The sequence below is a fragment of the Mesorhizobium sp. LNHC209A00 genome, assembly GCF_000502915.1.
Lineage (GTDB): Bacteria > Pseudomonadota > Alphaproteobacteria > Rhizobiales > Rhizobiaceae > Mesorhizobium.
Map to the genome: position 1 here is coordinate 1 of NZ_AYWT01000010.1, position 23,849 is coordinate 23,849.

Genomic DNA, 23,849 nt, shown 5'->3' on the forward strand with positions numbered 1-23,849 from the left:
ACGGCGGCCCAGAACACCATCGGGGCCGGCAGCGATACCATCTCCGCTTTCGAGAACCTGATCGGATCGGGCTTTGGCGACACGCTGACGGGAAGCACGGCAGCGAACGTCATCTCCGGCCTGGGCGGCGACGACCTCATCAATGGCGGCGCTGGTGCCGACACCATGGTCGGCGGCACAGGCAATGACATCTACGTCGTCGACAACACCGGAGACATCGTGGACGAGACCGGCGGTGACGGCACTGATCTGGTTCGCTCGTCGATTGCTTTCAACCTTTCCGATGCTGTGCACGTCATTGGGAGTGTCGAGAACCTGACGCTGACGGGGACGGGCAACCTGGCCGGCACCGGCAATGCGCTCGCCAACGTGATCACCGGCAACACCGGCAACAACACCTTGGCGGGACTCGGCGGCGCCGACGCGCTCATCGGTGATGCCGGTACCGACACGGCCAGCTATGCGGCCTCGGCGGCTGGCGTGAATGTCAGCCTGACGACCGGTGTGGCGCACGGCGGCGATGCCGAAGGCGACACCTTCTCCAGCATCGAGGGGCTTCTGGGCTCTGCACAAAACGACACCCTCGAGGGGGATGGCGGCAACAACGTTCTAAACGGCGGCGCCGGCATTGATACGTTGAGCTACGAGCATGCAGCCGCGGCAATCACGGTGAGCCTTGCGACGACGGCGGCCCAGAACACCATCGGGGCCGGCAGCGATACCATCTCCGCTTTCGAGAACCTGATCGGATCGGACTTTGGCGACACGCTGACGGGAAGCACGGCAGCGAACGTCATCTCCGGCCTGGGCGGCGACGACCTCATCAATGGCGGCGCTGGTGCCGACACCATGGTCGGCGGCACNCATCTCCGCTTTCGAGAACCTGATCGGATCGGACTTTGGCGACACGCTGACGGGAAGCACGGCAGCGAACGTCATTTCCGGCCTGGGCGGCGACGACCTCATCAATGGCGGTGTTGGCGCTGACATCCTCATCGGCGGAATCGGAAACGATCGTTTTCTCTTCAAGGCTACAGCGGACAGCAATTCTTCAAACTGGGATACGCTGAACGATTTCCAACATGGGGCCGACAAGATCGATGTCTCGGTAATCGACGCAAATTCCTCTACTGGAGGGAATCAGACTTTTGCGTTCGGAGGGCAGAATAGTAGCGTCCTGGCCCACTCGTTGACGTGGTTCGAGGACGCCACCAATACGATAGTTCAGGCAGACATTAACGGAGATGCCGTGGCCGACTTTATGGTCATTCTGTTAGGGAAGAACCTAAATCTCGATCAGAACGATTTCGCTCTGTAGCTCATTCATCAGTTGAGCACTGGAAATTTCGGGGGCAATTCGGAGATGTCAAAAAGCAGCAACCTGTTATCCGGAAGCGTGATCCACATTGGTGTCTTTTCCGCCGTGACAAATGTCGTCATGCTGATTCTGCCCCTCTACATGCTACAGGTATACGATCGGGTTTTGCCGGCAGCAAATCTGGACACACTCGCCTATCTGACCTTATTCGCTCTCTTTTCGCTTGCGCTTTTTGGAGCCCTCGAAGTCGTTCGCGGCGTGTATGCAAGTCGGCTAGCCGCTCGACTGGACGTGTCCTTGGGTCCATCGTCTTTCCTGGGAGCGATGAGTGGGCCCCGTGCTGGGCTTGGCGACGTGCAGGCGTTGCGCGACTTGGCTACAGTGAGAAGCTTCATCGCTTCAAGAACAGTGTTTGTCCTCTTCGACCTCCCATTCGGCCCAATCTTTGTGGGTCTGCTTTATTTCATCCACCCGCTGCTTTTCCTGGTGACGGTGGTCGGGGCGACTCTATTGCTTTCGGTTGCCGTCCTAAATCAGGCGGCCAGCGCGAGGCCATCTAAGGAGGCAGCAGAATGTCTCGGCGCCTCAATGAACTCGGCGCAGGCGTTCGCGAGGAACTTCGAAACAGTACGCGCACTCGGCATGGTCGCGAACGCATTAGAGTTCTGGGGCACTCGCTTTTCTGACTCTCTGAGTGCCACCGACAAAGTCGCTCGCATAAACGCGTTTTACGGAGCGGTATCTCGTACCGCACGCTCGGTACTGCAAATAGCGATTTTGGGCACTGGCGCCTATCTGGTTTTGCACAACGAGATGACTGCCGGAATGATATTTGCATCTTCAATGATGTCGGCGCGAGCCCTCCAGCCTCTCGATCAGATCATTGGAGGTTGGCGGCAGATCATAGACGCCAGGAGTGCTTGGAAGCGGCTTTCGAGCCTTCAATGGAAGCCCGGGAAAGAAGGCGTGGCGTTGCCAACGCCTCAAGGGGTAATAGGCGCGGACCAAGTTATCTACTATCTTCCGGGCTCGGCCGATGGCGCGCCGCCGCTGATAAAGCGTTTGACGTTCGAAGTTCCCGCAGGCCAGGTAGTTGCCGTCGTCGGGCCAAGCCAGGCTGGAAAATCAACTCTTGCGCGCTTGCTAGTAGGTGCAATTGAACCTCGGTCGGGGGCTGTCCGCGTAGATGGCGGCAACATCCGGAACTGGAATCCCGAAGAACTTGGGCGTCAAATCGGATATCTCCCGCAGGATGTAGAACTTTTCCCCGGGACCATAGCGCAGAACATTTCCCGTTTCGAACCCGACGCGCCTGATGAGAAATTGATTCAGGCCGCGCAGCGCGCCCAAGTGCATGAACTCATTCTTGCTCAGAGGGACGGGTATTCCACGCAGATCGGCCCTACCGGCGTTCGGCTCTCCGGTGGGGAGCGTCAGCGCATTGGGCTTGCCCGTGCGTTCTACGGCGATCCCAAGATCCTGGTTCTCGACGAGCCCAACGCGAATCTCGATTCTGAGGGTGAAGCCGCGCTGGAGCGAGCAATCAGTCAGGCGCGGCTGCGAAGCACGACCGTGCTGGTCATAACTCATCGCCCGTCGCTCGCTTCCATATGCGATCGAATACTCATGCTGCGCAATGGCCAGATCGAGATCTACGGCTTGACCCAGGATGTGCTTGGCAGGAATGCCGAGCGAAAAGCCCAGACTCCACCGTCCAAGGTGTCTCCGTCAAACGACGACGGAGGAGTGGTGCCATTCCCTTCACCGGCTCGCGCTGAGGTATAGTTTACCCATGACGGCTACAAGCCACACGATCCAGACGGCTGCCAGATCCTATCGCTGGCAACGGAACCTCGTTACGCGGACAGATCGGATTACGCTGGCGGGGTACGGAAGCATCGCAGTTTTCTTGCTCGGCTTCGGCTCTTGGGCAGTAACAGCACCAATCGCCGGGGCAACTATAGCGCCGGGAGTAGTGGCTGCAGCAGCGGGTCAGAATGTGATGATACAGCATCTCGAGGGGGGGGTGATCTCAAGGATCAATGTCCGAGAAGGCGATAGAGTGGCGAGAGGTCAGGCGCTGATCGCAATCGACCCAACGCTGGCTCAGTCTCAGCTCAACCGTGTCGTTAAGCAGTGGGTCGCTCAGAAAGCCGAGATTGCACGCCTCGAAGCCGAGCGAGACGGTCTTGAGCAGATCGTATTTCCAAGTGATATAGCGATGCATTCGGACGGTTCCGTTTTCAGCACAGTCTTTATCGAGCAAACGAAGGAATTTCAGGCTCGACTTGCCCGCTATGCCGCGGAACAGCAGATATTGGAGCAACGAGTGGCTGCTCTCCAAGAGGCGATCGTCGGGCTGCGAGCGCAGAAAAAGTCGGTGGAAAATCAACTAGCAATTGTTAGCGAAGAGGCGGATCGAAAGAAAGGTCTATTGGAACGGGGGCTTACGAACAGATCCGAATATACGGATCTCCTCCGAAGTACGGCTGAATTGGTAGGGCAAGCAGGATCACTCGAGGCGCAGATCGCAAGCTCAGCTACCCAGACGGTAGAAGCGCGTCAACAGATCGAGCGGCTAACAACCGGCCGGGTTGAGGACGCCGTCACAGAACTGAACAAAGCACGAGCGCAGGTAGCCGACTTAGAAGAGCAAATAAACGCGGCTCACTCTGTCTTGGACAGAACCACGATTCGAGCCCCGGTCGACGGTGTCATCGTTCGGTCGGTGTTCAGTTCTGAAGGCAGTGTTATTCGGCCAGGTGAGGTTGCGATAGAACTTCTCCCAACGACGGATGAGCTGATAGTCGAGGCAAGGATTAAGCCTGAGGACATCGATTCCATTCATGTGGGCCAAGAGGCTAACATGATGTTTACGGCACTCAATGCTCGCACGACTCCTAAAGTGTCAGGAAAGGTATTTTATATTTCGGCGGACCGACTGGTTCCCACCAGCACGGGGCAGCCATACTACATTGTTCGACTCAAGATAGCGGGAAAGCTGCCGCCACAGGTGAAACCCGAGCAGGTATATCCAGGAATGCCTGTCGAGACGTTCATCTCAACGGGCGAACGGACATTTTTGGCTTATCTGACCAAACCGTTGAGAGATTCGTTCAGCCGCGCGTTTCGGGAAAGATAGCCCGGGCCCTGTCACGGTGAATGTCGCTGCAGTACGTCGTGCTGGCCAAAAGTCTCGCCAGGGTAAGCCTAGTTGATGACGCTTTGGTTTCGTAGCTCGGTCCTTGGATCCTGGAAATTGTTCTGGAGTCTTCGAGACCGCCCCAACTCGGGATCAGACAGACAACCTCTGCTTTCGGTCGGCGGAAGAGGTCATCTCTATGACCGGGACGCGGCTCAAAGCAGCTGCTTGAAACGTAGACCACTAGTCTAGGGTCACGCAGACGCGTTATCAGTAAGGCACATGTGCCAGATCGGTGCGTGCAAATTGTCCAAAACCGAATCTTAATATCCCACTTTGTCCATAAGCACCCGCAATTCCGGCTGAGGCGCGACCCAGAAAGTTCGAAAAGCTTCCAGGAACCCCAGGCGAATTGGACGCGCTCTGTGGCTTGGTCTCGGCGACGGCCATCTAACAGTATCCGATGGTGGAATTTCTCTCGGCATCGGTCACAATTGCGGTATAGGACAGATGCGTGGGGCGAGCTTTATCCCTATCGTAGGAGCTGATACTTGAGCGATCAAAACGAAGCCCAAACGGCCGATCTCGTCGGGCTGACTGCAGACATTGTCTCTGCCTATGTAAGCCAAAATCCACTACCCGTTGCTGGGTTGCCAGATCTCATCGCGTCGATTCATTCGTCACTGACAGGCCTTGGCCAGCCGAATGTGGTTGAGCTGCCGAAACAGGAGCCAGCCATCAATCCGAAACGGTCGGTAGCGCCGGACTACATCATCTGCCTCGAAGACGGGAAGAAATTCAAATCGCTAAAACGGCATCTCTCGGTACACTACGGACTCTCTCCGGACGAATATCGCGAGAAATGGGGATTGAAACCGGATTACCCGATGGTTGCGCCGAACTACGCGGCTCAAAGATCAACGCTTGCGAAGGCGGCGGGGCTAGGACGCAAACCGCAGCCGGTCTCTGCTAGGAAAGTTCCTGCCAAGCGCAAGCCCAAGGCCTAGTAGAGACAAGCTTCCGGAGCGTCCCACCTCGGGCGCTCTGGTTTTCGACCAAAACGACCCACCGGCCACGTGCCGGGGCGCACCACCTTAGCCCAGGCGCTCTTCGCCGTTTAAATGCTCGACTGAGCATCGCCGATAGTAGAAAAGTGCTTCTTCGATAGTGGGTCTCGCTGTGTAGCGGTCTACCGACTCGAACCCACATCACGGCGGGTCACCGAGGGCACTAACATGGCCACCCGAGTAGCAACGGCTATCGGCTTATAAGATAAGGTGCGGGTATGCCGGCGTCGAGCAAACAGAGAATTTGGGAACGGAACTAATCCACAGAAATATTTTGTTGGTACTTCTGTTGGTTGGCACGGTTGCTATGTGAGTCCTAACCATAAGAAAACGCAGCCGGATTTCCTTCACTTGGATTCCGCCTCTGGGCACCATCACCCTCCTAAGGTGTTGACGCAGCTGAAAAACTAGCAAAATGATATGCTTAGGCCTTCCCGAGTGCCACACACGGGTGTTACACATGGGTGTTACACATGGTCCTTGCTATGAGCCGTCCTGTCAAACATCGTAAGACCGGCGTTTACTGGTTTCGAAAGCGCCTACCGGCGGACATAGCCGCGCTGACGGGCCGCAAGGAAGTCAACAAGACGCTTGGGACGAAAGACCCTGAAGAGGCCAAGCGAAAATACGCAGTGGTGCTCGCTGAGTTCGAAGCTGATTGCTCCCGACTTCGGCTCGGTGCCGCGCGTGGCGAACTGAAAGAACAACCGACTGGAGGAATCGAACCCGCAAGACGTTCCATCACGGACCGCGAGGCGCACTCCCTCGCCCAGACGGTCCACGATGAATGGCTCAAAAAATTCTATGAAAATCCCAGCGAACAGTTGCACTGGCATACAGACTTCTATGAGGGCATGTGGACGGAATATCCCTTACCCTCGACTGACCCGATTCCGGGAGTGGAAGGGATCTCCGACCCCATTCCGGGAATTATGCCGATCGAAAACATTTTTTGGAAGTCGATGAGGGCCGTATGCATCAGCAGGGCCAAAGACCTCCTTCTACAGAACGGCTTTTCGAACGATCCTTGGAGCATCACAAAGACAGCGCGGGCGGTGGGCGCTGCTTTCCAACGAGCCAGCTTGACACTGCAAAAGCTTGAACGCGGGGAGTATGAGCCAGAACCGCTGCCAGCCGGGCGAATCCACCGTTCGGCAGAATCTCAACCCGCGGACAATCGATCATTCAAGGAGACGACTGCAGAGACGGAATCTGATTCAGCCACGCTAACGGGGTTGGTTGAAGGGTGGTGGCAAGAAAACAAGGCGGCAGGCCGGAAACCGAGCACCTATGAGAGCTATCGCAATGCATTCGCCTATCTTGTCGATTTCCTCGACCATGACGAGGCAACGAAAGTCACTACCAAGGATGTGATCGGATTCAAAAATCACCGCCTCAGCACACCGTCGCCTAAGACCGGAAAAATGGTTTCGGCGAAGACTGTTAAGGACAGCAATCTGTCAGCCTTGAAAGTTGTTTTTGATTGGGGGGTCGCAAACGGACTGGTCACCCATAATCCGGCGGCGGGCGTGACCTTGAAGGTAGGAAAGACGGCGAAGCTCAGATCGAAGAGCCTTACAAACGAAGAGGCCAATGCGATCCTGTCCGGCGCTACGTCTCATCAACGAGGACAGGAAAGTCCGAAAACTTTTGCTGCCAAGCGTTGGATTCCGTGGCTGTGCGCGTTCACCGGAGCCCGAGTAGGCGAACTGGCCCAGTTGCGAAAGCAGGATGTGTTCACGCGTGAGAGCATTTGGATAATTCGTATCACCCCCGAGGCTGGAACGGTCAAGACGAACGAGGCCCGGGATGTGCCTCTCCATCAGCAACTCATCGACCTCGGTTTTCCTGAATTTGTGCGGGCTTCTGGCAGTGGTCACTTGTTCCTGAATGTCGGTTCCTCCGAAGACAGTCGAGGCGCGCGGCGGGGTCTCAAAAACCGTCTCGCCGAATTCGGGCGCAGTTTCGTACCGGACCCGAACGTCGCGCCCAACCACGGCTGGCGACACCGTTTCAAGACCGTGGGAATGGAAGCCGGTATTCCGCCACGCATACTTGACGCAATCCAGGGGCAGGCACCCCGGACGGTGGCCGAAACTTACGGCGAGGTCACTCTAAAGACGATGGCAGGGGAAATTGGAAAGCTGCCCTTCTATCGTTTGCGGCTTCAGGAACAGAATCCAGCCTCGCGGCCAGACCAGTCGGACGCGCCTGCGTAGGTTGTTGCACGTGGGCGCACGGGGACCACGGGATGATCGGCGAACTGCAAGATTTTTCGGCCATCCCCTTGCAGGAGGTATTAGCCGTACACATTTCCTGTCTGCAGCCTCAACGAAAGTGGAACCAACCGCTTCTTTCCAGGTAACGAGTGCGGTCTCTTAGAAGACGGCCACGGGGAACTGCCCCCACCGCATATGCGGTTCACCTGTCTCAACCAAACCGAAAGTCAACCCGGTGTGGATGGGCAGTTTGATCGCGTATGGTCGTGCTGTTCATCCCCCCAAACAGGATGGACGACATGCGCGCTTATCGCGACAAGCATTTTCTCGAACTTTACCGTGGCGTTCAGTCAGTGCCGGGCAGTAGGAAGATCACTGCCCTCCTCGAACCTCAATTTCCAGACCAACAAGCAATGTTGTGGGCGGTTGCCAACGCCGACGAAAAGAGCCCTCGATTCACCGAGGACTGGCTGAACACAGCCGCCGAGCACCTTAGCTATGAGCCTGAGACGGTCTGGCTCCCTCTCGATAATAGCGAGGGGCCGGACGGCGAAACGCAGCTCTCTCAAGCCGATGCAGACCGGCTGAAGCAGATGCTCGAACCGCTGATCAGAGAGGAACAGCGGCTGCGGTTCCTTAGCCCTTCCAAGCTGGACGATCTCCACGAATGTCTGCTCGACGAAAGCAGGTTCTTCTCACAAGAAGCTGCTCGGGCCGACTACGCGCACTGGAGCCGTCTGCCTGTGTGGTCGGCCGAGGAAGCTGTGGCGCTTTCACTCGACAAGGATCCCCGATGCGTCAATGCCCGCAGCTTGAAGCCATTCAGGAAGTCGCCCTTCGCAAAAAACTTTCGTCGACTTCTGTCGATTGTGAACAGGGCCATTGAACTGGGCGAGATTCCGGAGGGCATACCGCGCGACAAACTAAAGGGGCTTTGCATTAGAATGGCTATCGATTTCCCAAGCACTTTCGAGAACGAGCTGCTTCTTCCCGAAGGCAGTGAGGGCTTGGGTGGGCAACAAGCCTCGCGTGACAAGCCGACGTTGGACAGAATGATCCTCGTCATGGCCGTGAACCATTATGGCTACGATCCTCGCGTGTTGAAAAACGGGAGGGCTTTGAAATCGATTCTTGCCGACTTAGCGGCAGTCGGTTTGGAGATATCCCCGAGCAGCGTCCGCAACAACCTGCGCGACGCGTGGAAGGGGATTAAACTGCAGCCGGGTCTCAAGGGGGTTTTGAAGAAACCGATCTCGCCAGCCGCGTAATTACGCGGGTTTACGCGATCAAGCAGCCTCGTCTTGTGCAATCGGTGCCCCGCACATCAAGAAGGAGCACTGATGGTAGCAGGCAAAAGTAAGCCCTTAGCGGAAAGTTCCGTCATCAGCAAAACAATCGGCTCTGCGCCTTGCCTTGGTAAAGGCAAGCGGGGCCTTCGTTTGTCAAAAATTAGGAGAACAAGACATGTATGAAATAACCGAGATCGCACCGGCTCTGGAATGCCTATTCAGCGACTATGTTCCAAGGGCGGACATGCTCATTACGACCACCGCGGCACAGCAAATCGCTGATATGCATAACGAGCTTAAGTTTAAGCACTTCTTCTATTTACCAAAGGCCGAGACATTACTCTTCGACCTGATACAACCAAATCTTGGCTATCCAACGGGAGTTGTTGAGTACCCGGGCCACCTCGTCGAGCTCTATATCTCCACCGTCGCTACGATGATCACGGGTGGCCAGACGGAATTGCCGCTCCTGACCTTCCTGCAAAAATACCTTCGCGCTGGGCACATATCGTGGATGGTCGCGCTAGAACAAACCGACGGGAGTTGGTTTTTGGTTAGCCTCCCCGCTTTTGAAAGCCAAGATCAGGTGCGGATTCGCGTCCGAATTCCGAACGCTGAATAGTTGCGATTGCTGGCATTGGTGACCTCGAAAGTCGCCAGTGCCGATCTCAGACCGTTCAATATCCGTCCCTTAATTGGCCACAGGTTTCGGACGATGAAGCTCTCCAAGTTCATCCATGACGTCGAATTTGATATCCGTGATCGGCTGAAAGCCATCGTCAAGGATGCCGCTGCTGCGGCAAAGGCGGCCGGGCGTCGCCACAAGGGTAATTCCTCATCCGTTACCTATTCCGTGAGGGGACTGGCGACAAAGCAGGCCAATGCCGTCCATGACGTTAAGGCGGCCGGTCTAGATGTCCGCGCCTACAAGTCGGCCATCCACGATGGATTCGACAGTCTGCAGCGGGGTCCCGCGAAGAGCGCTGCCTGCGTCTATGAGCGCTTGCGCGCTCGATTGATCGTGCTGACGAAAGTCGCGCCAATGTTCGCCGACGGCGAGAACGTGCACTCGGTTGCCCTTGCGAAGATGGGCCACCGGCAGCCGGTCGGATCACTCGACCGGTTTCGGCCTGCGGCCGCGCTAAGGATGGTCAAAGCGATCCATCGGGAGCTGCGGCAGCGCGGGGTCCCCTCCAAGGCTTTTGGGGTCGTGGAAATCTCGTTGATCGAAGTGGACGGCAAGCTGCTCTACGAGCCCCACGTCCACATGATCATTGCCGGGCCAACGCGCGAGGAGCTATTGGCGGTGGTTCCCCGTCGCCCTCGCCACAACTCTAAAATTGAGCCGGTCTACCACTCCGGTGGCTCTGGCTTGTACTTTTCTAAATTTGAGCCCGAGGAACGAGCCGGTTACGAGGATAAGCGCGGCAACCAAGGTCGGCAGCGCAACAAGATGCAGGCATCTGAACGCGCTGAGTGGCTTCAGTGGTACGCGCAACACGGCATGGCCGAACTGATGATCCTCATCGGCTTTCAGCCCGGCCTGATGCGGCAGTTCATGACGGCCGATTTGCGCGAGCTGGTTCGCGAATTCCTCGGAATACGGCATCGGGGGCGTGGTTGATGGCCTCGGGGGGCATGTTGGAGGGGTGACCTTAATAACTGCAACTGGTGACCGGTGATGCCTAACGCCAATTTTCGGCGAGCGCACAAAACAGGTGGGGAAAGGTGGGAAGGTGGGAAATCCAGAAAAAAGATGCCAACAAATCGGGAAAAAGGCATGACTGAACAATTGGCAAACAGTCCGAGCATCCTCGACAAGGTGCGGGATCAAGAGGGCCACATCCACGTCAAATACGGCACGGACAACGTGGCCATATGGTTTTCGGCGGCCGATCTCGTCAAGAACGACAAGGCTGTTTTCGCCGATTTGGTGGATGCTGGGTTCGCCTTTCTTTCTTCCAAACCTCGCAATGCCCTCTTGGCCAAGGTGGATGAGTATCCGACCGTTCGCGATGCCCTTGTAGCCAGCAGGCCGGGGTGGGTGGACGACAGCGTCTACGTGTTTGGCGATGGTACGCTGGTCGGGGAGGACAACCTCGACAGCGAAATCCTGGTCACCTTCAAGCCCGACGTCCGTTTCCAGCCGGTCGGAAAAATTAAAGCATGGAAGACCGGTATTGAAAGGATCGTCGGGGGTGAGCCGCTGGCAGCTTTCCTACTGAGCTACGCTTTTGTCGGCCCTCTTTTGCGCTTTGCCCCCTCCTATATGCCCAACCCTTCCGTTGAGCTGGTGGGGCCGCCAGAGTGCGGCAAAACCACATTCGCGATCCTAGCCTCTAGCGTCTACGCGGGAGACCCTAGCAGCCATGTAGGCGGTGGCGACACATACAACTTCACCGAGATGTCGTTTGACGACCTACGCAAGCTCTCCCGCGATTCGATGCTTCTCCTTGATGAGCAGAACGAAATGGACACATCGCTGAAGTCGTCCGGCAAAATGGCATTCAAACAGTCCTCATCCTCGGGCCGACGCAGGTTAGGCCAGAATCCGGAAAAGGGCGTCAAGGTAGCCTTATTAACCACGGCGAACGAGGCATCGAAGGATGTGATGCAAGGTGCAGCCGACACTGTTGCCGCGGCAGGAAGCCGCACGTGCACTATTGCGTTTAAAGGACCGATAATGACGGGGTGCCCTGACGGATACTCTGAACCAGTGAAGGCTATGCAGGACCTGAGAAAGTTTTGCGATGGGCAGTACGGCACGGCGGGGCGTATGTTCGTGCAAGCGGTGGCAAAACAAGCCAAGGAAGCTGGATCGAAGGCCCTTGGCGACAGGATCGAGCTGCTAATGGAGGAATTCCGCTCCCGAAATAGGAACAACGGCGGACCTGCTCGAGTCCTCAATACGTTTGCTCTGACCTACGCCGCTGGTCGATTAGCGCAGGAATGGGGCGCGCTGCCTGCTTTTGATCAAACCGTTGCCGAGGCCGTACAAACCATCTTCGGTTTGGCCAGCCGCACAAGCGCAAATTCCCGGTCTAGGGATATCGATTGTGCGATTGAACAAATTCGGCAGGTTCTGGCGAAGTATGCCGACCGGATCAAGGACCTGAGCCGTGGCGCGCCAGATCTCCTCTTCTGGGAACCTCCGTTCGCGTACCTGAAAAAGGACGACGGTGCAGAAACCTACTATGTGCCAACCGCGGTCCTTCGAGCTGAGTTGGGTCAAGACTGCGAAGCGATCTTGAGGCAACTGAAGACGGCCAATCGGCTGAAATATGAAGGGGGGAAAAAGTCCAAGCTCTCCATCAAAGCGCCGAGTTTTGTACCTTTGGACGGCCACAGAGTGTACTGTATTCGGCTATGAGCGTAGGCGGTCCTCATGTTAATTTCGGGACCGGGGACGTCGCTCGGCGGATCAAAGCGAGGAGGCCTGTTTCCTTGCCGAATCAAGATTTGGTGGTACCTTCGACTTTCATTCGATAGCCGTCACCGATCCTTCATAATGCGATTTGTCCGATGCCCTTTAGCCTTGCTCGCCATTACCAAAAGATGCTGCGATCCTACGAACGATTCGAGAAGATTAGCACAGGGTATGGGCCGAATATGGAAACCGATCGGCCTCGAGACATGGCCGAAGAATTTTTTATTTGTGCACACCACATGCTCGACTACCTAAGAAGAGATCCGAGTACCAAGCACCTAGGAGAAGTGGGAAAGCGATTCGCTGAAGCCAACCGGGCGCTCCAAATCGCCGCTCTCATAGCTAACTCGGTCAAACACGCCGGGCCGGGCAGGGATGCCAAGGCCGAAACGGTGGAAGTCGTTAATCAGCACTATAACCTCAGCACCAGTACTATGGACTGGTCGGCTCAAGTGATCGTCACCGTCAATGGTAAGCAGTACAACGCATTTCAGATTGCGAAGGAATGCATCTCGGCTTGGAAGGCATTCCTTGGCGGAAACCAAATCATTATTTTTTAGGCAGATGACGAACGGCTTCGTGCTCTAGTCGAGCGCCTTTCAGCCCGAAGAGCGGAATGCTCATTCAGTTTGGACTCAGCGACCCGTCTCAACGACTGTAGTGAATAACAAGGCCCGGTATGACAACGCTTCACGACCTTATGAAAGCTCTGATTTCAGAGCTGGCGATAGCGCAAGCGCCGGGCTTTTTTCCTGAGCAAATAGATGGAGTTCTGGCACTGCCAAGCTTCGTCTCAAATGGTCACGGGGGTTCTCTTATGTTGTCGCGGGCCATGGAGACTTCCATCGCCCGGATTAGCTCCGTTTTAAAGCAGAACAATCCAGTTTTGTCTCGTTCACATACCGACAACGAATGGAACCAAGTGCTTCGCACTGCGCTCGGTCCCCTACTTACAAAAATCGACATCGCGGGCGATCCGGACGCCAGTGCGGATGAGATTCTCGTATCCGTACGTGGCGCTTTGGCGCAAGCCAATCGCGGCGGCGTCCACGACCATGCGTTTGGTTGTACTTTGTTCAAGGATAGCGGAATCGCCCCGTTCTCGCTTGGGCCCGTCCGCTTTGAGCCGCGACTTGATTGGATAGCGCGGAAAACGGAGGAAGGTGACATTTCGTCCGTCACAACCCGCCGGGTCATAAAGACATGGGCAGGGCACAAAGCCAGGCAAAGGAAACGGGTCGCAGATCGACACCGGGAATCGGGAGTTTTGGAGGCGATCGGGAGTTGTCCTTATGTCTGCTCGGTGATCACTGATGGGCTGGCGCACGGCGCTGGTGCACTAAAGGCTCAAACTGCTGCTCGACTGGCGCTGATTTGTGTTGCGCTATGGTGGCCAACGCCTTCGCGAGCCTTAGACGGCTTCAACCTTCTAATCGACCGTGCAGTCCGGCAACAACGATCGCTCACGTTTGCGCCCGGGCGAATAGTGCTTATTGGTGGAAGGCTGCAAGGCAGGCCGCATGGCCCACAGATTAGCCCGGCCGACTGGGCTGGCATACTCCAAAATAACAGCGACGCGTTTCGGACTGTTGCAGAAGTGTTGGAATTCTACCTAAGTCCCACCGGAACTGTTGGGCGTCCTAAGCTAATGAATGCTTTGGCTCAGGCATTGCTTTGGTTCCACGAAGGATGTCGTGAGCAGGTTGATCTCATAGCAATCGTTAAGTTCGCCGCGTGTCTAGATGCTCTTGCGTCTGGCAGAGAGTCTGCCGGGATATTAAGGCTAATCAAGGCCCGTTTAGGACCGGAACCAAACGACCCGATCCGAACGAACGGCCAGACAACGAAACAAGGTGTCGAAGAGATTTATGGGAAGGGCCGCAGCCGCACCATACACGGCACGAATGAGAACTTTGGAGACGACTGGATCTCGACGCGTCGTTTCAGCGAGGAGATAGCCAGACACTGTCTAATTAGTTGCCTAGGATGGGCAGCTACGAACGCCATTGATGACCCAACGCTTCTAATGCAGTAGTGACATCGACGGACATAGGCACCGCCTGAACTGACGGAAGTCGTAATTCTAGAGCAAATCATAGCTTTGAACATAATTGCTAGCCAATTCAGCTACTTCCAAAGCCTCCTGTTACTCCAAGACAGTTTCTGGTAGGCTTAGTCGACAGGGATGTCTTCCGGGTCCTTTTTCAGTGCCGGGTCGTTGCGCCGAACTTCCACAAAGGTAAGCAGGGCCGCGCGCATCAGGCCGATGAAGAGTGCCTCTAGCTCAAAATGATCGTCCTCGGGTAAGACGGCATGGACACCGCCGCGAATGCGATGGGCCATCGCGAGATCCGCCGCGACTTGCCCCCCGGGCTCGCTACGCAACGCATTGATCTTAGCTTTGAGGGCCGACCAGTCTTGCGCCAATCGCGCCGTACGGGCCAAGGGCGCAACGTCGCCGCGCTTAAGGATTCGCAGCACGTCTGGATCGCGCCAGAGCTGTTTGAACTTCTCGAGCAGCTGAGTTGCAGTTCCACCGAGAGTGACGGCCACATGCTCCACCGCAATGGCCATTCCCTGAATATCGCTTTGCATGCCCTCGATTGCGAATTCATTGCCGCGCAAATCGTGATTCTCGAACGACTTCAGCCGCCAGAAAAAAGCCTCGAGTCCTTCGCTGGCGAGAAAGTGCACAAAGGCACCGATATCGGCTTCGCTAACAAAGAACCCCGTGTTCCTGTCTGATCTCATTGCGGACTTCAGGGTCAGGCGCGCGCGCTCTTTTTCCTCCTCGGCCCAATTAGGCCAGATCACGTCAAGGATCGGTTTGAACCCTCCGCCAAGCCTTCCAATTCGGTCTCGCAATTCGGCCGTATGAGCGTCTCGAGATCGTTGCCGCCAATGGAAAAGCGCTTGGCAGACGCCAAGGCCAAGTCTTGCCCAGCCTGCTCGTATTGTGCTCCCTCCGCTGGACTCAGGCGGAAACGCCCGCCGCCATGTTGCGTGGTGATTTTCGACAGCATGCGCGAGCGCTCCTCCGCAAACCAGACGACGGCGTCCAGCGCCTTCTCGTGGCTGGCAAAATTCCGCGCGGCATGAGCGGGCAAGAAGTTGAACGCACTTGAGGTGCCTGCAGGAATGCGACCCTGATGAATGGCCTTTTCAGCGGCACGAGCGATATTTCTATCCGCCAAATTGATCCTCATATGAATTCCAGCATCAGCCAATTCAGCGGCAAAAAGTAACTGCCAACTGCTGTAATAATCCTCGACATTGCAATCATCGAACAGTGTCTCATAAACGTCGCTACTAACGTCAACGCGTCGATCGAGCCGCCGCTCGAACGAAAAATCTTTTGGCCGCTGAACAAATTCGGTGAAGCGCGGTTCGTAATCGTCAAGAGGATGCGGGGAGATCCCATAAACGATGTAATTCTGCCAACGGTGAAGCCTATTTCGAAAATCAACGGCGGAATCCCATCGCGCCCCGTCGGGTTCAAGCGGATGTTTTAATTGGCACGGCATGTCCTCGTGCATCTCCAGCCAAAGACGGCGAGCAACGGGGTCAGGGTAGCGAAGACGAATTCGGGGAAAGAGCAAGCTAGCGGATTCGAGCCCCTCCAAAAGACTGGTGCCCATGTACTCGCTGCGAAAAGCATGTAGAGGCGCCAATTCGCGAACGAATTCGTCGGCTCTCATGAATCGATGGAACTGCATAATTTGTGAAGTTTAGAGGCATCAGCCGAGTTGTGAAAGGTCGCTAGCTGCGGACGCTTCGAAAGTGCTTTCGTTCATTCAATACTTCAGTTCTGGCGCCGAATTCGCGACCTTATACCGCACGGTCGCAGCCGAAGACGATCTTAGCAGGGTCTGATCCCTGCAGCACAGGCGATCAGATCAAGGAGGCGATCCATTCATCGTCGAATGTGAAATCGTTGAACCGGCGCTCCGCCATCATGTTTTTGGTGGATGTGACGAATGTTCTCCCCGTGTGTTTGTCGAATACCGAGACCCGCTCGTTCTTCTCGTCGGAAAGGAACTGCAGGATGAACTTAGGGACGTGATGTTGATTCTCGGACGCCATGCTCGCAATTTAGCAAATCGGTCTCCCGCCTGCCGCAAACGCGCGAATTCTAGCTAAAAGAGCTGCCCTGAGTCGCGCGACCCGATCCGCTGTCACTGGCCGCAGAACGAGAACGGTTTGATCGAGTACGTGGTCTCAGAGATCTTCGTCAGATTCCCTGATCCGACATCGTAAAAGCGCCGAACGCAGGTGTCGTACTTGTCGTTGCTGGTGTCCATCCAGTCAGCCTGCAGAAGGGTGCTGTCGATGCCATAGTGGAGTTGAAGCTGGTTGTTGTCCTCGCCGCCGAGGGGGAAATCGACCAGCCTCCCATCGCGGCCATCGATCAGAAACGCGAAAATGCAAGACGTGCCACAGCCGATTTCGATCAGGGTAAAGTGGCCGCCGTAGTTCGGGCCGGACTTCATACCGTTCCGAATCCTTGTCTTGAATTGGGCAACGGAGCCCGCAAATTTTGGCAGGGCTGACTTCCCTTTGAGATACATCTTTGTGGGATAGTCGCCAAATTTGGGCTCGGCCGCTGCCGGTGAGACGGCGAGGAAAATGGCGGCCAATAACGCTGAAATCGGTTTCATCATGCTGCCCAAATCCCTTACCGGCACGGCAATGCCTCTGGCCGCCAAACCTGTCAACAGTTTGCTACACCCGGTTTTAACTGAGACCCTTCACTATTCCGCGGAGACTTTCGAGGCTTTCGAGGGACTACCCTGCCAGCTGCTGACTACATTGGGGAAATTTGATCTGAACGTGCCATCGAATAGCTGGTCCATGATCCGGAAGCAGGTTTTGCAACGGGACGGCTTTCGGTGTGTTTCCTGCGGCATCCAGCTCAAATCGGCTAGTGCCGACATTCACCACCTTCTCCCCCGTTCGATGGGTGGAACCGATGAAATGTCGAACTTGATTACGCTCTGTGACGGCTGTCACGCGCGCCATCACCCAAACTTGGCTGGTGGTCTGGCAAGACGGGCGATTGAGAGATGGGCCGTGAGGCTCGCGAGATGGCTGGACCGCGAAGGAGTGGTGACCGAAGCCACAGGTAACTTTGGACCCGCTCTACGCCTATTTGGGCTGCAGCGATTTCGTCACGGTCAGTTGCCAATCGTATTGGCGGCGCTTTCGGGAAAATCCGTATTGGTCGTTAGCCCTACGGGCTCCGGCAAAACCCTGTGTTTTCAGCTTCCCGCGGTGCTCAGGCGCGGGGTGGCCCTTGTTGTGTCTCCCCTGAAGGCGCTGATGTCCGAACAGGTGTCCGAGCTTCTAGCCAAGAAGATACCGGCAACGTTCATCAACAGTGATCTCAGCCGCGAAGAGAAGGAGACCCGCTTTTCTCTGCTTGGCCTGAAGGCCATCAAGCTCCTCTACGTAGCGCCGGAGCGCTTCTTCGTTCGCAGCGATGCGGAGCGCAGCCAACTTAAGCGCAGCGAGCCGTCCTTTCTGATCATAGACGAAGCCCATTGTGTTGACCGCTGGGGTGAGGACTTTCGCCCCGAGTACGGGCGCTTGCGCGAGGTTCGGGAAAAGCTCGGTGCTCCCCCGGTCTTGGCTTTCACAGCTACTGCTGGAAAGGAAATGCAAGACCGGATTCTCGCTTCGCTTGGCATCCCGGACGCGAAAGTGTTCGTCCGCGATGTGGATAGGCCAAACATCGCGATGTTGCGACGGCATTGTCGATCTGAACAGCGGGCGCAGGAAATAGCATCCATGCTGGCGCTGCCCCAGTTGAAGGGGCAGAAGGCGATGAGTTTCGTCCCTACGGTAAAAGTGGGCGACGAACTGCGGACTGCTTTGTCGGCGATGGGGTTGGACATCCCATTCTATCATTCCAAGCTGGGTACTGCATGGGAGCGGCAGGAACTCGTTAAGCGCTTCCTCGGGCAGAGCCGCCCGGTTGTCGATCAGATCATCTGCACCAACGCCTTTGGCATGGGCCTCGACGTTCCTAACGTGCGGTTGGTGGTGCACTGGCAACAATCAGCATCTGTTGAAGACCTGTTGCAGGAGTTTGGCCGCGCTGGAAGAGATGGGAAGCCTTCGGTCTCGGTCATGTTCCACGACGGTAAGGGTCGAGGTGATACGGGACGCCTCAAATTCATGGCCGAGATGACTGTCTCGAATGCAACGGGCGATGAACACCAAAGAGCGGTCATCCTGGAGCAGCGGACCCAGAACATCGATCAAGTGGCCGGGATGCTCCGCTCGACTTCTTGTTTTCGTAAGTCGATCCGCAACTATTTCGGCGCTAGCGAGGGGCGGCACAAACTGAGCCTTGCAGGGCGGATCCTTGAATGGGTTTTTGGAACACGTGCGCCGAGAACCCACCACACCGCTTGCTGCGATAGTTGCGACGCCGCAACAATCAAAAAGCACGGCGCAATAGCTTATGTTGCGCGGATCGTGGGAGGTGAATTCCCGCGTTCAGGGCGAAAATGACGATCAATTGCGCTCAGAAGACGGAACTCGTCAACTCCGCGATACAGTATTTGGTCGTAATATTAGTGATCCATTAAGCACTTCTCCACAATCGGTACTTGCCCGGCTTGGCCCGTTTTGCTAATGAGTCCATACAAACGGGGGTTTGGATAATGTCGAAGCGCAGTTTCCTGTCACCAATGGCCTTGTCGGCTACAATGATTCTCAGTGGCCAAGTTCAGGCTGCCGTACTTATCGAGACAGCAAATCACCCTTCGGCCGAGCTCGCTGAAGCTGGCACGGTTAAAGCGGAGTTGGGGCAGGGTTACGTGCTCGACCGCTCAAATGGCTCGAATGTTACGGTGGCCGATTATACTACCCACTCGAGCCATGCTAGTCACGGGTCTCACTGCTCTGGCTACAGCTATTGTTGATGTCGGACACCCCTCGCGATAGCGAGCTCGTCCAAACTGCCCACGTCAATTTTGATCTGTCAGTCTTCAGCCTCGACTGTGTGAAGCGCGCGGCCTACCGGGTAACCGGGAACGCTGCGGTTGATATTACTATCGAAGACGGCTTCGCAGTCTGCACGATCAACTTCAGCAAGGCAGTCGGGTGGGTTTCGGCCGACGCGGCGAAAGAGAGGCTGCGGCTCGAGGTCTTGGACCAGGACCTGCGTAGCAGTATCGCCGCCGAAACCGCGACGGTTAGAAACGCGATACTGGCGCTGGCGTTTTCCAGATCGGGCCTGCAATCCGATGACTAAGTTTGCTCCGGCAACTGAGTTCCAACGCCCCTTGGACGACACATATCAGCTCGCGTACTTCCGTTTTTCCCAGTTGGACGACGACCGGTATGTGCTGACCAACCAAGCGGGCGAATATCTGGTATTGCCGCGCGCCGTGCTGGCTTCGTTTGTTAAACACGACCTTCCCAGCGCACACCCTGCCTACTCCCGCCTGCGTAGCAGGCAGTTCCTCTTTGACGCATCCTCCAATATCGGCAAGGAGCTGCTTGCGCTTAAAGTTCGCACCAAGGCGAAGCGGCTCGAGAACTTCACCTCGCTTCACATAATGGTGGTGTCTCTGCGGTGCGAGCACTCCTGCCCGTACTGTCAGGTCTCTCGTCAAAGCGAGGATCGCTCGGCCTTCGACATGTCGGCGGAGACTGCCGAGAAGGCGTTGGCCCTGATTTTTCAATCCCCCAGCCCGGCGATCAAAATCGAATTCCAAGGCGGCGAACCGCTGCTGAACTTTCAGCTGATCCAGCATGTCGTGCGCAGAGCTGAAGAAATCAATCAGGTTGCCGGGCGATCCTTGCAGTTCGTCATCACGACAAACCTCGCCGTCGTCACAGACGAAATCCTAGAGTTTTGTCGCCAGCACAGCATCCTGATCTCGACCTCGCTCGATGGTCCGGCTGCCCTTCACAACACCAATCGTCCGCGCCCCGGAAAAAACAGCTATGAGTTGGCCGTCGCGGGCATTCACAAGGCTAGAACGGTCCTTGGGCATGAACGCGTTAGCGCTTTGATGACCACAACGAAGGCCAGCCTCTCGCAAGTCCGCACGATCATCGACGAATACGTCAGTTTGCAATTCCCCGGAATATTTCTTCGGCCACTTTCTCCATATGGTTTTGCGGTCAAGACGAAATCATACGCGGCCTACGACGTGGATCGCTGGCTCGACTTCTACTTCGAAGGGTTGAACTACATCCTGGAACTGAACCGGAGTGGCATTCCCTTCAGAGAGTTTTACGCAGCCACTATCCTCACGAAGATGCTGACGCCGTTCGAGCCGGGATATGTGGACCTGATGAGCCCGGCAGGGATCGGCATCTCCGCCGTTGTCTACAATTATGACGCCAGCGTCTACGCGTCCGACGAAGCGCGAATGTTGGCCGAAATGGGCGATAAGACATTCCTGCTAGGGAATGTCCACGAAAACACCTATGGTGAGATTTTCGGGTCTGACGCCCTCCTCGATCCTATCGAGCAGTCTTTTGCAGGCTCTGCACCGATGTGCGCCGACTGCGCTTACGAGCCGTTCTGTGGCTCCGATCCAGTGTTCCATACCGCAACGCAGGGCGACTTTGTTGGCCTGAAAACGCGGTCGGGCTTCTGCAATCGCAACATGTCTATCTTCAAGAGGCTGATCGACCTTATGGAGAGGGACGTCACCGCCCGAGAGCTCTTTCTAAGTTGGGCGAATTAGGATGTTGCGACTGAGTGGCTTCGCTGCGTCAGCAACCGTGGGTGATTTCTCACAGCGGGTGGCACTTAGGCTCGTGACGGACCTAGCTGATCAAGCGCCTAACCCGGAGCATGATGCGTATCTCTTCAAGGGGCAGGCGTTTCATCCTGAATGCCAGTGGGTTGTCACCTTTGAGGAGCATCGGCTGGAGGCTGAGCGCCTGTTTCCAGACCGACGACTAGTCGTTCTGCCCGACGAGTTCGACTACCTCAGCGAGGGAGACGTTATCCGCTTTGTGCCGGATCGAAAGGCAGTGCGTGTCCTGTTCAGAAAGGATGCCAATGCGAACTATTTCCTCGTAACGGAGCGGTGCAACCACCTGTGCTTGATGTGCTCCCAGCCACCCAAAGACGTTGACGATCGCTGGTTGGCGCGAGAAATCATAGATGTGCTGCCGCTGCTGCCTCCAACGACACCGTTTCTCGGGATCACTGGCGGAGAGCCAACGCTGGTCGGCGAGGACTTTTTCGAGATTTTGTCCTGTGCCCGCAACCATCTACCTTCCACGCCAATCCACATTCTTTCGAATGGCCGAACTTTCAAGGACAAGGCCTTCGCAGAGAGATACCAAGCGGTCGGTCACCGACGTCTCTCGGTAGGCATACCGATCTATTCCGCTGACCCGGAGGTCCATGACTATGTGGTTCAGTCCAAAGGCGCTTTTGATGAGACCGTCCGCGGGATCATGAACCTGAAGGCCGTCGGAGCCGAGGTCGAGATACGAGTTGTCGTTCACAAGCAAACGTACCAAGGACTCGCTGACCTGTCGGATTTCATTTTCAGAAACCTGACCTTCGTCGATCACGTGACGTTTATGGGCCTTGAGATCACTGGGTTCACAAGGGCGAACATGGATAAGCTCTGGATGGACCCGTATGACTATCGGAACGAACTTCGGGCGGCCGTGCAGTATTTGGCTGCAGCTAGGATCAATGTTTCGGTCTACAACCACCAGCTCTGCCTCCTCGATGGTTCAATCCATCGGTTCGCAAAGCGGTCGATCAGCGATTGGAAAAATGAATACGTAGATGAGTGCACAAAGTGTTCGAAGCGCGCTTCGTGTGGGGGGTTCTTTGCATCCAGCACCCTAGCTCGAAGCTCGCACATTTCCGCGTACCAATAGAAGACGTGCGAAGTTAACTTCAGCGAGGGCATGGATGACTGCCGATGAATATCTGGGCGGCATTCTCTTGCGCGAGGCCGTGGATCGCAGCATGGGCTCTCCTGTCAGGGGAGTCGCGCAGACCCTTGCGCCCGTCATTCAAGCTTGGAGCGCCGGACATCTAAATAGCGTCAGTCCGAGCGGCTCATTTGCAAAGGGCACGGCGAATAGGAGCGGTACTGATATCGACTTGTTCCTGTCTCTCGCTTCTAATACGCCGTTCTCGCTAGCGGAGATTTACAACACACTATTCAATGCCTTGACGAAGGCGGGCTACACGCCGAGACGGCAGAACGTATCGATCAATGTTCGGGTTGGAGGATATGATGTCGACCTAGTTCCGGCGAAGCGACAAGATAACAATAGCTCGGATCATAGCCTGTATCGTCGGAAGGCCGACTCGTGGACAAAGACGAATGTGGATCGCCATATCGCAGTCGTCACGGCTGCCGGGTGGGAACTGGAATCCCGGATCTTTAAGTTATGGCGAAATCAGAAGGGCCTGGACTTTCCTTCATTCTATCTGGAACTAACGGTGATCGAAGCTCTCCGCGGGGCGGGCGGCACATTGTCCACGAGGGTGTGGCGCGTGTTCGAATATCTTGGCGAAAGCTTTACAGGCGCGAGGGTGATCGATCCGGCCAACACCAACAACATCATCTCCGAGGACCTCACCGCTGTTGAGAAGCTCGCGATCAAGAGAGCGGCTGACAGCGCGCTGGCGGCGAAGATGTGGGGGGAGATCGTGCGATGAGCGATTGGTCGTTGCAAGTCCTCCTTTCGGCTCTGCATGACGACATCGAGCGGCGTCTGGACCGGGCGAGAAAGGTGTTCAATCATCCAACGGTTAAGGGAGATGCCAGCGAAAGGGTGTGGCGCGACCTCTTGGAATCTTACCTGCCAAAGCGATATCAGGTTTCGACCGCGCACGTCGTGGACAGCGCCGGAGCGTTCAGCGAACAGGTCGATGTGCTAGTGTTCGATCGGCAATATTCTCCGTTTGTATTCCATTATGAGGGTCAGGTCATCGTTCCGGCCGAAAGCGTCTATGCCGCGTTCGAAGCCAAGCAAGTTTTTAATGGCGCGATGATTGCGTATGCTCAAAAGAAGATTGCGACCGTACGCGCGCTGAAGCGCACTAGTTTGCCAGTCCCAACGATCGGGGGGGAAATGCCGCCAAAGCCTCTGCAACACATCTGGGGCGGTATCCTGTCATTTGATAGTGAATGGACACCCGCCTTTGGAGCGCCGTTCTATGCTGCCCTCGACAAAGGTGTTCCCGAGGGAAGTCTTGATATCGGATGCTGCGCTGCGCATGGCGCATTCTGGAAAGACGCGCATGGAACCTACCACGTGCCTCAAGGTCGCAAGGCGGCAACAGCCTTTCTTCTGGAGTTGATTGCAAAATTGCAGTCGAGTGCGACAGTACCTATGATTGATGTTCGTGCCTATGCCGAGTGGTTGGCTAAGTAGAT

General features: G+C 56.0%; 21 protein-coding genes. 17 read left to right on the plus strand and 4 right to left on the minus strand.

All coding sequences use genetic code 11. From position 1 onward, the window contains the following. The 11 genes from X739_RS1000000169430 to X739_RS144640 form a co-directional block, all read left to right on the plus strand. Positions 1-987 (plus strand): calcium-binding protein (locus X739_RS1000000169430; protein WP_031252170.1); only part of this gene is annotated, 987 nt, incomplete at its 5' end. Positions 988-1,363: 376 nt separating this feature from the next. Then, on the plus strand, positions 1,364-3,103 hold the full coding sequence (locus X739_RS144685; protein ID WP_023795309.1) for a type I secretion system permease/ATPase: 1,740 nt from the start codon (positions 1,364-1,366) through the stop codon (positions 3,101-3,103). A gap of 94 nt (positions 3,104-3,197) precedes the next feature. Further along, the gene (locus X739_RS144680; protein WP_245273920.1) at positions 3,198-4,460 is read left to right on the plus strand and encodes an HlyD family type I secretion periplasmic adaptor subunit; all 1,263 of its coding nucleotides are present in this window, start codon (positions 3,198-3,200) and stop codon (positions 4,458-4,460) included. 551 nt (positions 4,461-5,011) lie between these two features. Beyond that, positions 5,012-5,467 (plus strand): MucR family transcriptional regulator, encoded by a 456-nt coding sequence (locus X739_RS144675; protein ID WP_023795311.1) that lies wholly within the window; start codon positions 5,012-5,014, stop codon positions 5,465-5,467. Between the two features lie 533 nt (positions 5,468-6,000). Further along, entirely contained in the window at positions 6,001-7,746 is a 1,746-nt protein-coding gene (locus X739_RS144670; RefSeq protein WP_023795312.1) for a DUF6538 domain-containing protein, read from the plus strand. A 299-nt stretch (positions 7,747-8,045) separates the two neighbouring features. After that, positions 8,046-9,014: a hypothetical protein gene (locus X739_RS144665; RefSeq protein WP_156939895.1), complete on the plus strand. Its 969-nt coding sequence runs from the start codon at positions 8,046-8,048 to the stop codon at positions 9,012-9,014. Positions 9,015-9,210: 196 nt separating this feature from the next. Further along, positions 9,211-9,657: a hypothetical protein gene (locus X739_RS144660; protein WP_023795314.1), complete on the plus strand. Its 447-nt coding sequence runs from the start codon at positions 9,211-9,213 to the stop codon at positions 9,655-9,657. Positions 9,658-9,750: 93 nt separating this feature from the next. Beyond that, positions 9,751-10,659, plus strand: coding sequence for a hypothetical protein (locus tag X739_RS144655; RefSeq protein WP_156939897.1), 909 nt, complete (start codon positions 9,751-9,753; stop codon positions 10,657-10,659). A 156-nt stretch (positions 10,660-10,815) separates the two neighbouring features. Continuing rightward, complete coding sequence (locus X739_RS144650) at positions 10,816-12,405, plus strand: DUF927 domain-containing protein (RefSeq protein ID WP_023795316.1); 1,590 nt, start codon at positions 10,816-10,818, stop codon at positions 12,403-12,405. Positions 12,406-12,668: 263 nt separating this feature from the next. Next, positions 12,669-13,022, plus strand: coding sequence for a hypothetical protein (locus X739_RS144645; protein WP_156939901.1), 354 nt, complete (start codon positions 12,669-12,671; stop codon positions 13,020-13,022). A gap of 119 nt (positions 13,023-13,141) precedes the next feature. After that, positions 13,142-14,497: a hypothetical protein gene (locus tag X739_RS144640; protein ID WP_023795318.1), complete on the plus strand. Its 1,356-nt coding sequence runs from the start codon at positions 13,142-13,144 to the stop codon at positions 14,495-14,497. Between the two features lie 137 nt (positions 14,498-14,634). Here the strand turns inward: X739_RS144640 and X739_RS144635 are convergent, their stop codons facing one another. From X739_RS144635 to X739_RS144620, 4 genes are all read right to left on the minus strand, one after another. After that, complete coding sequence (locus X739_RS144635) at positions 14,635-15,276, minus strand: hypothetical protein (RefSeq protein ID WP_023795319.1); 642 nt, start codon at positions 15,274-15,276, stop codon at positions 14,635-14,637. After that, on the minus strand, positions 15,273-16,100 hold the full coding sequence (locus tag X739_RS144630) for a hypothetical protein (RefSeq protein WP_156939903.1): 828 nt from the start codon (positions 16,098-16,100) through the stop codon (positions 15,273-15,275). Before X739_RS144630 ends, X739_RS144635 begins: the two co-directional genes overlap by 4 nt. Positions 16,101-16,353: 253 nt before the next feature. Continuing rightward, entirely contained in the window at positions 16,354-16,545 is a 192-nt protein-coding gene (locus X739_RS144625; RefSeq protein WP_023795321.1) for a DUF4238 domain-containing protein, read from the minus strand. Positions 16,546-16,637: 92 nt separating this feature from the next. After that, the gene (locus X739_RS144620; protein WP_023795322.1) at positions 16,638-17,123 is read right to left on the minus strand and encodes a hypothetical protein; all 486 of its coding nucleotides are present in this window, start codon (positions 17,121-17,123) and stop codon (positions 16,638-16,640) included. On the opposite strand from X739_RS144620, the gene X739_RS144615 reads away from it, so the two are divergent. From X739_RS144615 to X739_RS144590, 6 genes are all read left to right on the plus strand, one after another. Beyond that, on the plus strand, positions 17,089-18,978 hold the full coding sequence (locus X739_RS144615; RefSeq protein WP_245273912.1) for a RecQ family ATP-dependent DNA helicase: 1,890 nt from the start codon (positions 17,089-17,091) through the stop codon (positions 18,976-18,978). The two genes, X739_RS144620 and X739_RS144615, sit on opposite strands and share 35 nt — an antisense overlap. Positions 18,979-19,390: 412 nt before the next feature. Then, a complete protein-coding gene (locus tag X739_RS144610; RefSeq protein WP_031252176.1) occupies positions 19,391-19,723 on the plus strand; it encodes a hypothetical protein in 333 nt (110 codons plus the stop codon). Between the two features lie 31 nt (positions 19,724-19,754). Further along, positions 19,755-21,173, plus strand: coding sequence for a His-Xaa-Ser system radical SAM maturase HxsB (hxsB, locus tag X739_RS144605; protein ID WP_198026153.1), 1,419 nt, complete (start codon positions 19,755-19,757; stop codon positions 21,171-21,173). A 1-nt stretch (position 21,174) separates the two neighbouring features. After that, positions 21,175-22,335, plus strand: coding sequence for a His-Xaa-Ser system radical SAM maturase HxsC (gene hxsC, locus X739_RS144600; RefSeq protein ID WP_023795326.1), 1,161 nt, complete (start codon positions 21,175-21,177; stop codon positions 22,333-22,335). Positions 22,336-22,369: 34 nt separating this feature from the next. Further along, a complete protein-coding gene (locus tag X739_RS144595) occupies positions 22,370-23,128 on the plus strand; it encodes a nucleotidyltransferase (RefSeq protein WP_023795327.1) in 759 nt (252 codons plus the stop codon). Next, entirely contained in the window at positions 23,125-23,847 is a 723-nt protein-coding gene (locus X739_RS144590; RefSeq protein ID WP_023795328.1) for a DUF6602 domain-containing protein, read from the plus strand. The genes X739_RS144595 and X739_RS144590 overlap by 4 nt, the downstream gene beginning before the upstream one ends. Positions 23,848-23,849: the final 2 nt, after the last annotated feature.

What these genes read in the sequence shown, in the direction of transcription:
- X739_RS144685 (WP_023795309.1), top strand. Translation starts at nt 1,364, where the DNA reads ATGTCAAAAAGCAGCAACCTGTTATCCGGAAGCGTGATCCACATTGGT.
- X739_RS144670 (WP_023795312.1), top strand. Translation starts at nt 6,001, where the DNA reads ATGGTCCTTGCTATGAGCCGTCCTGTCAAACATCGTAAGACCGGCGTT.
- X739_RS144665 (WP_156939895.1), top strand. Translation starts at nt 8,046, where the DNA reads ATGCGCGCTTATCGCGACAAGCATTTTCTCGAACTTTACCGTGGCGTT.
- X739_RS144660 (WP_023795314.1), top strand. Translation starts at nt 9,211, where the DNA reads ATGTATGAAATAACCGAGATCGCACCGGCTCTGGAATGCCTATTCAGC.
- X739_RS144655 (WP_156939897.1), top strand. Translation starts at nt 9,751, where the DNA reads ATGAAGCTCTCCAAGTTCATCCATGACGTCGAATTTGATATCCGTGAT.
- X739_RS144650 (WP_023795316.1), top strand. Translation starts at nt 10,816, where the DNA reads ATGACTGAACAATTGGCAAACAGTCCGAGCATCCTCGACAAGGTGCGG.
- X739_RS144645 (WP_156939901.1), top strand. Translation starts at nt 12,669, where the DNA reads ATGGCCGAAGAATTTTTTATTTGTGCACACCACATGCTCGACTACCTA.
- X739_RS144640 (WP_023795318.1), top strand. Translation starts at nt 13,142, where the DNA reads ATGACAACGCTTCACGACCTTATGAAAGCTCTGATTTCAGAGCTGGCG.
- X739_RS144630 (WP_156939903.1), bottom strand. Translation starts at nt 16,100, where the DNA reads ATGGGCACCAGTCTTTTGGAGGGGCTCGAATCCGCTAGCTTGCTCTTT.
- X739_RS144625 (WP_023795321.1), bottom strand. Translation starts at nt 16,545, where the DNA reads ATGGCGTCCGAGAATCAACATCACGTCCCTAAGTTCATCCTGCAGTTC.
- X739_RS144615 (WP_245273912.1), top strand. Translation starts at nt 17,089, where the DNA reads ATGGCGGCCAATAACGCTGAAATCGGTTTCATCATGCTGCCCAAATCC.
- X739_RS144620 (WP_023795322.1), bottom strand. Translation starts at nt 17,123, where the DNA reads ATGATGAAACCGATTTCAGCGTTATTGGCCGCCATTTTCCTCGCCGTC.
- X739_RS144610 (WP_031252176.1), top strand. Translation starts at nt 19,391, where the DNA reads ATGTCGGACACCCCTCGCGATAGCGAGCTCGTCCAAACTGCCCACGTC.
- hxsC (WP_023795326.1), top strand. Translation starts at nt 21,175, where the DNA reads ATGTTGCGACTGAGTGGCTTCGCTGCGTCAGCAACCGTGGGTGATTTC.
- X739_RS144595 (WP_023795327.1), top strand. Translation starts at nt 22,370, where the DNA reads ATGACTGCCGATGAATATCTGGGCGGCATTCTCTTGCGCGAGGCCGTG.
- X739_RS144590 (WP_023795328.1), top strand. Translation starts at nt 23,125, where the DNA reads ATGAGCGATTGGTCGTTGCAAGTCCTCCTTTCGGCTCTGCATGACGAC.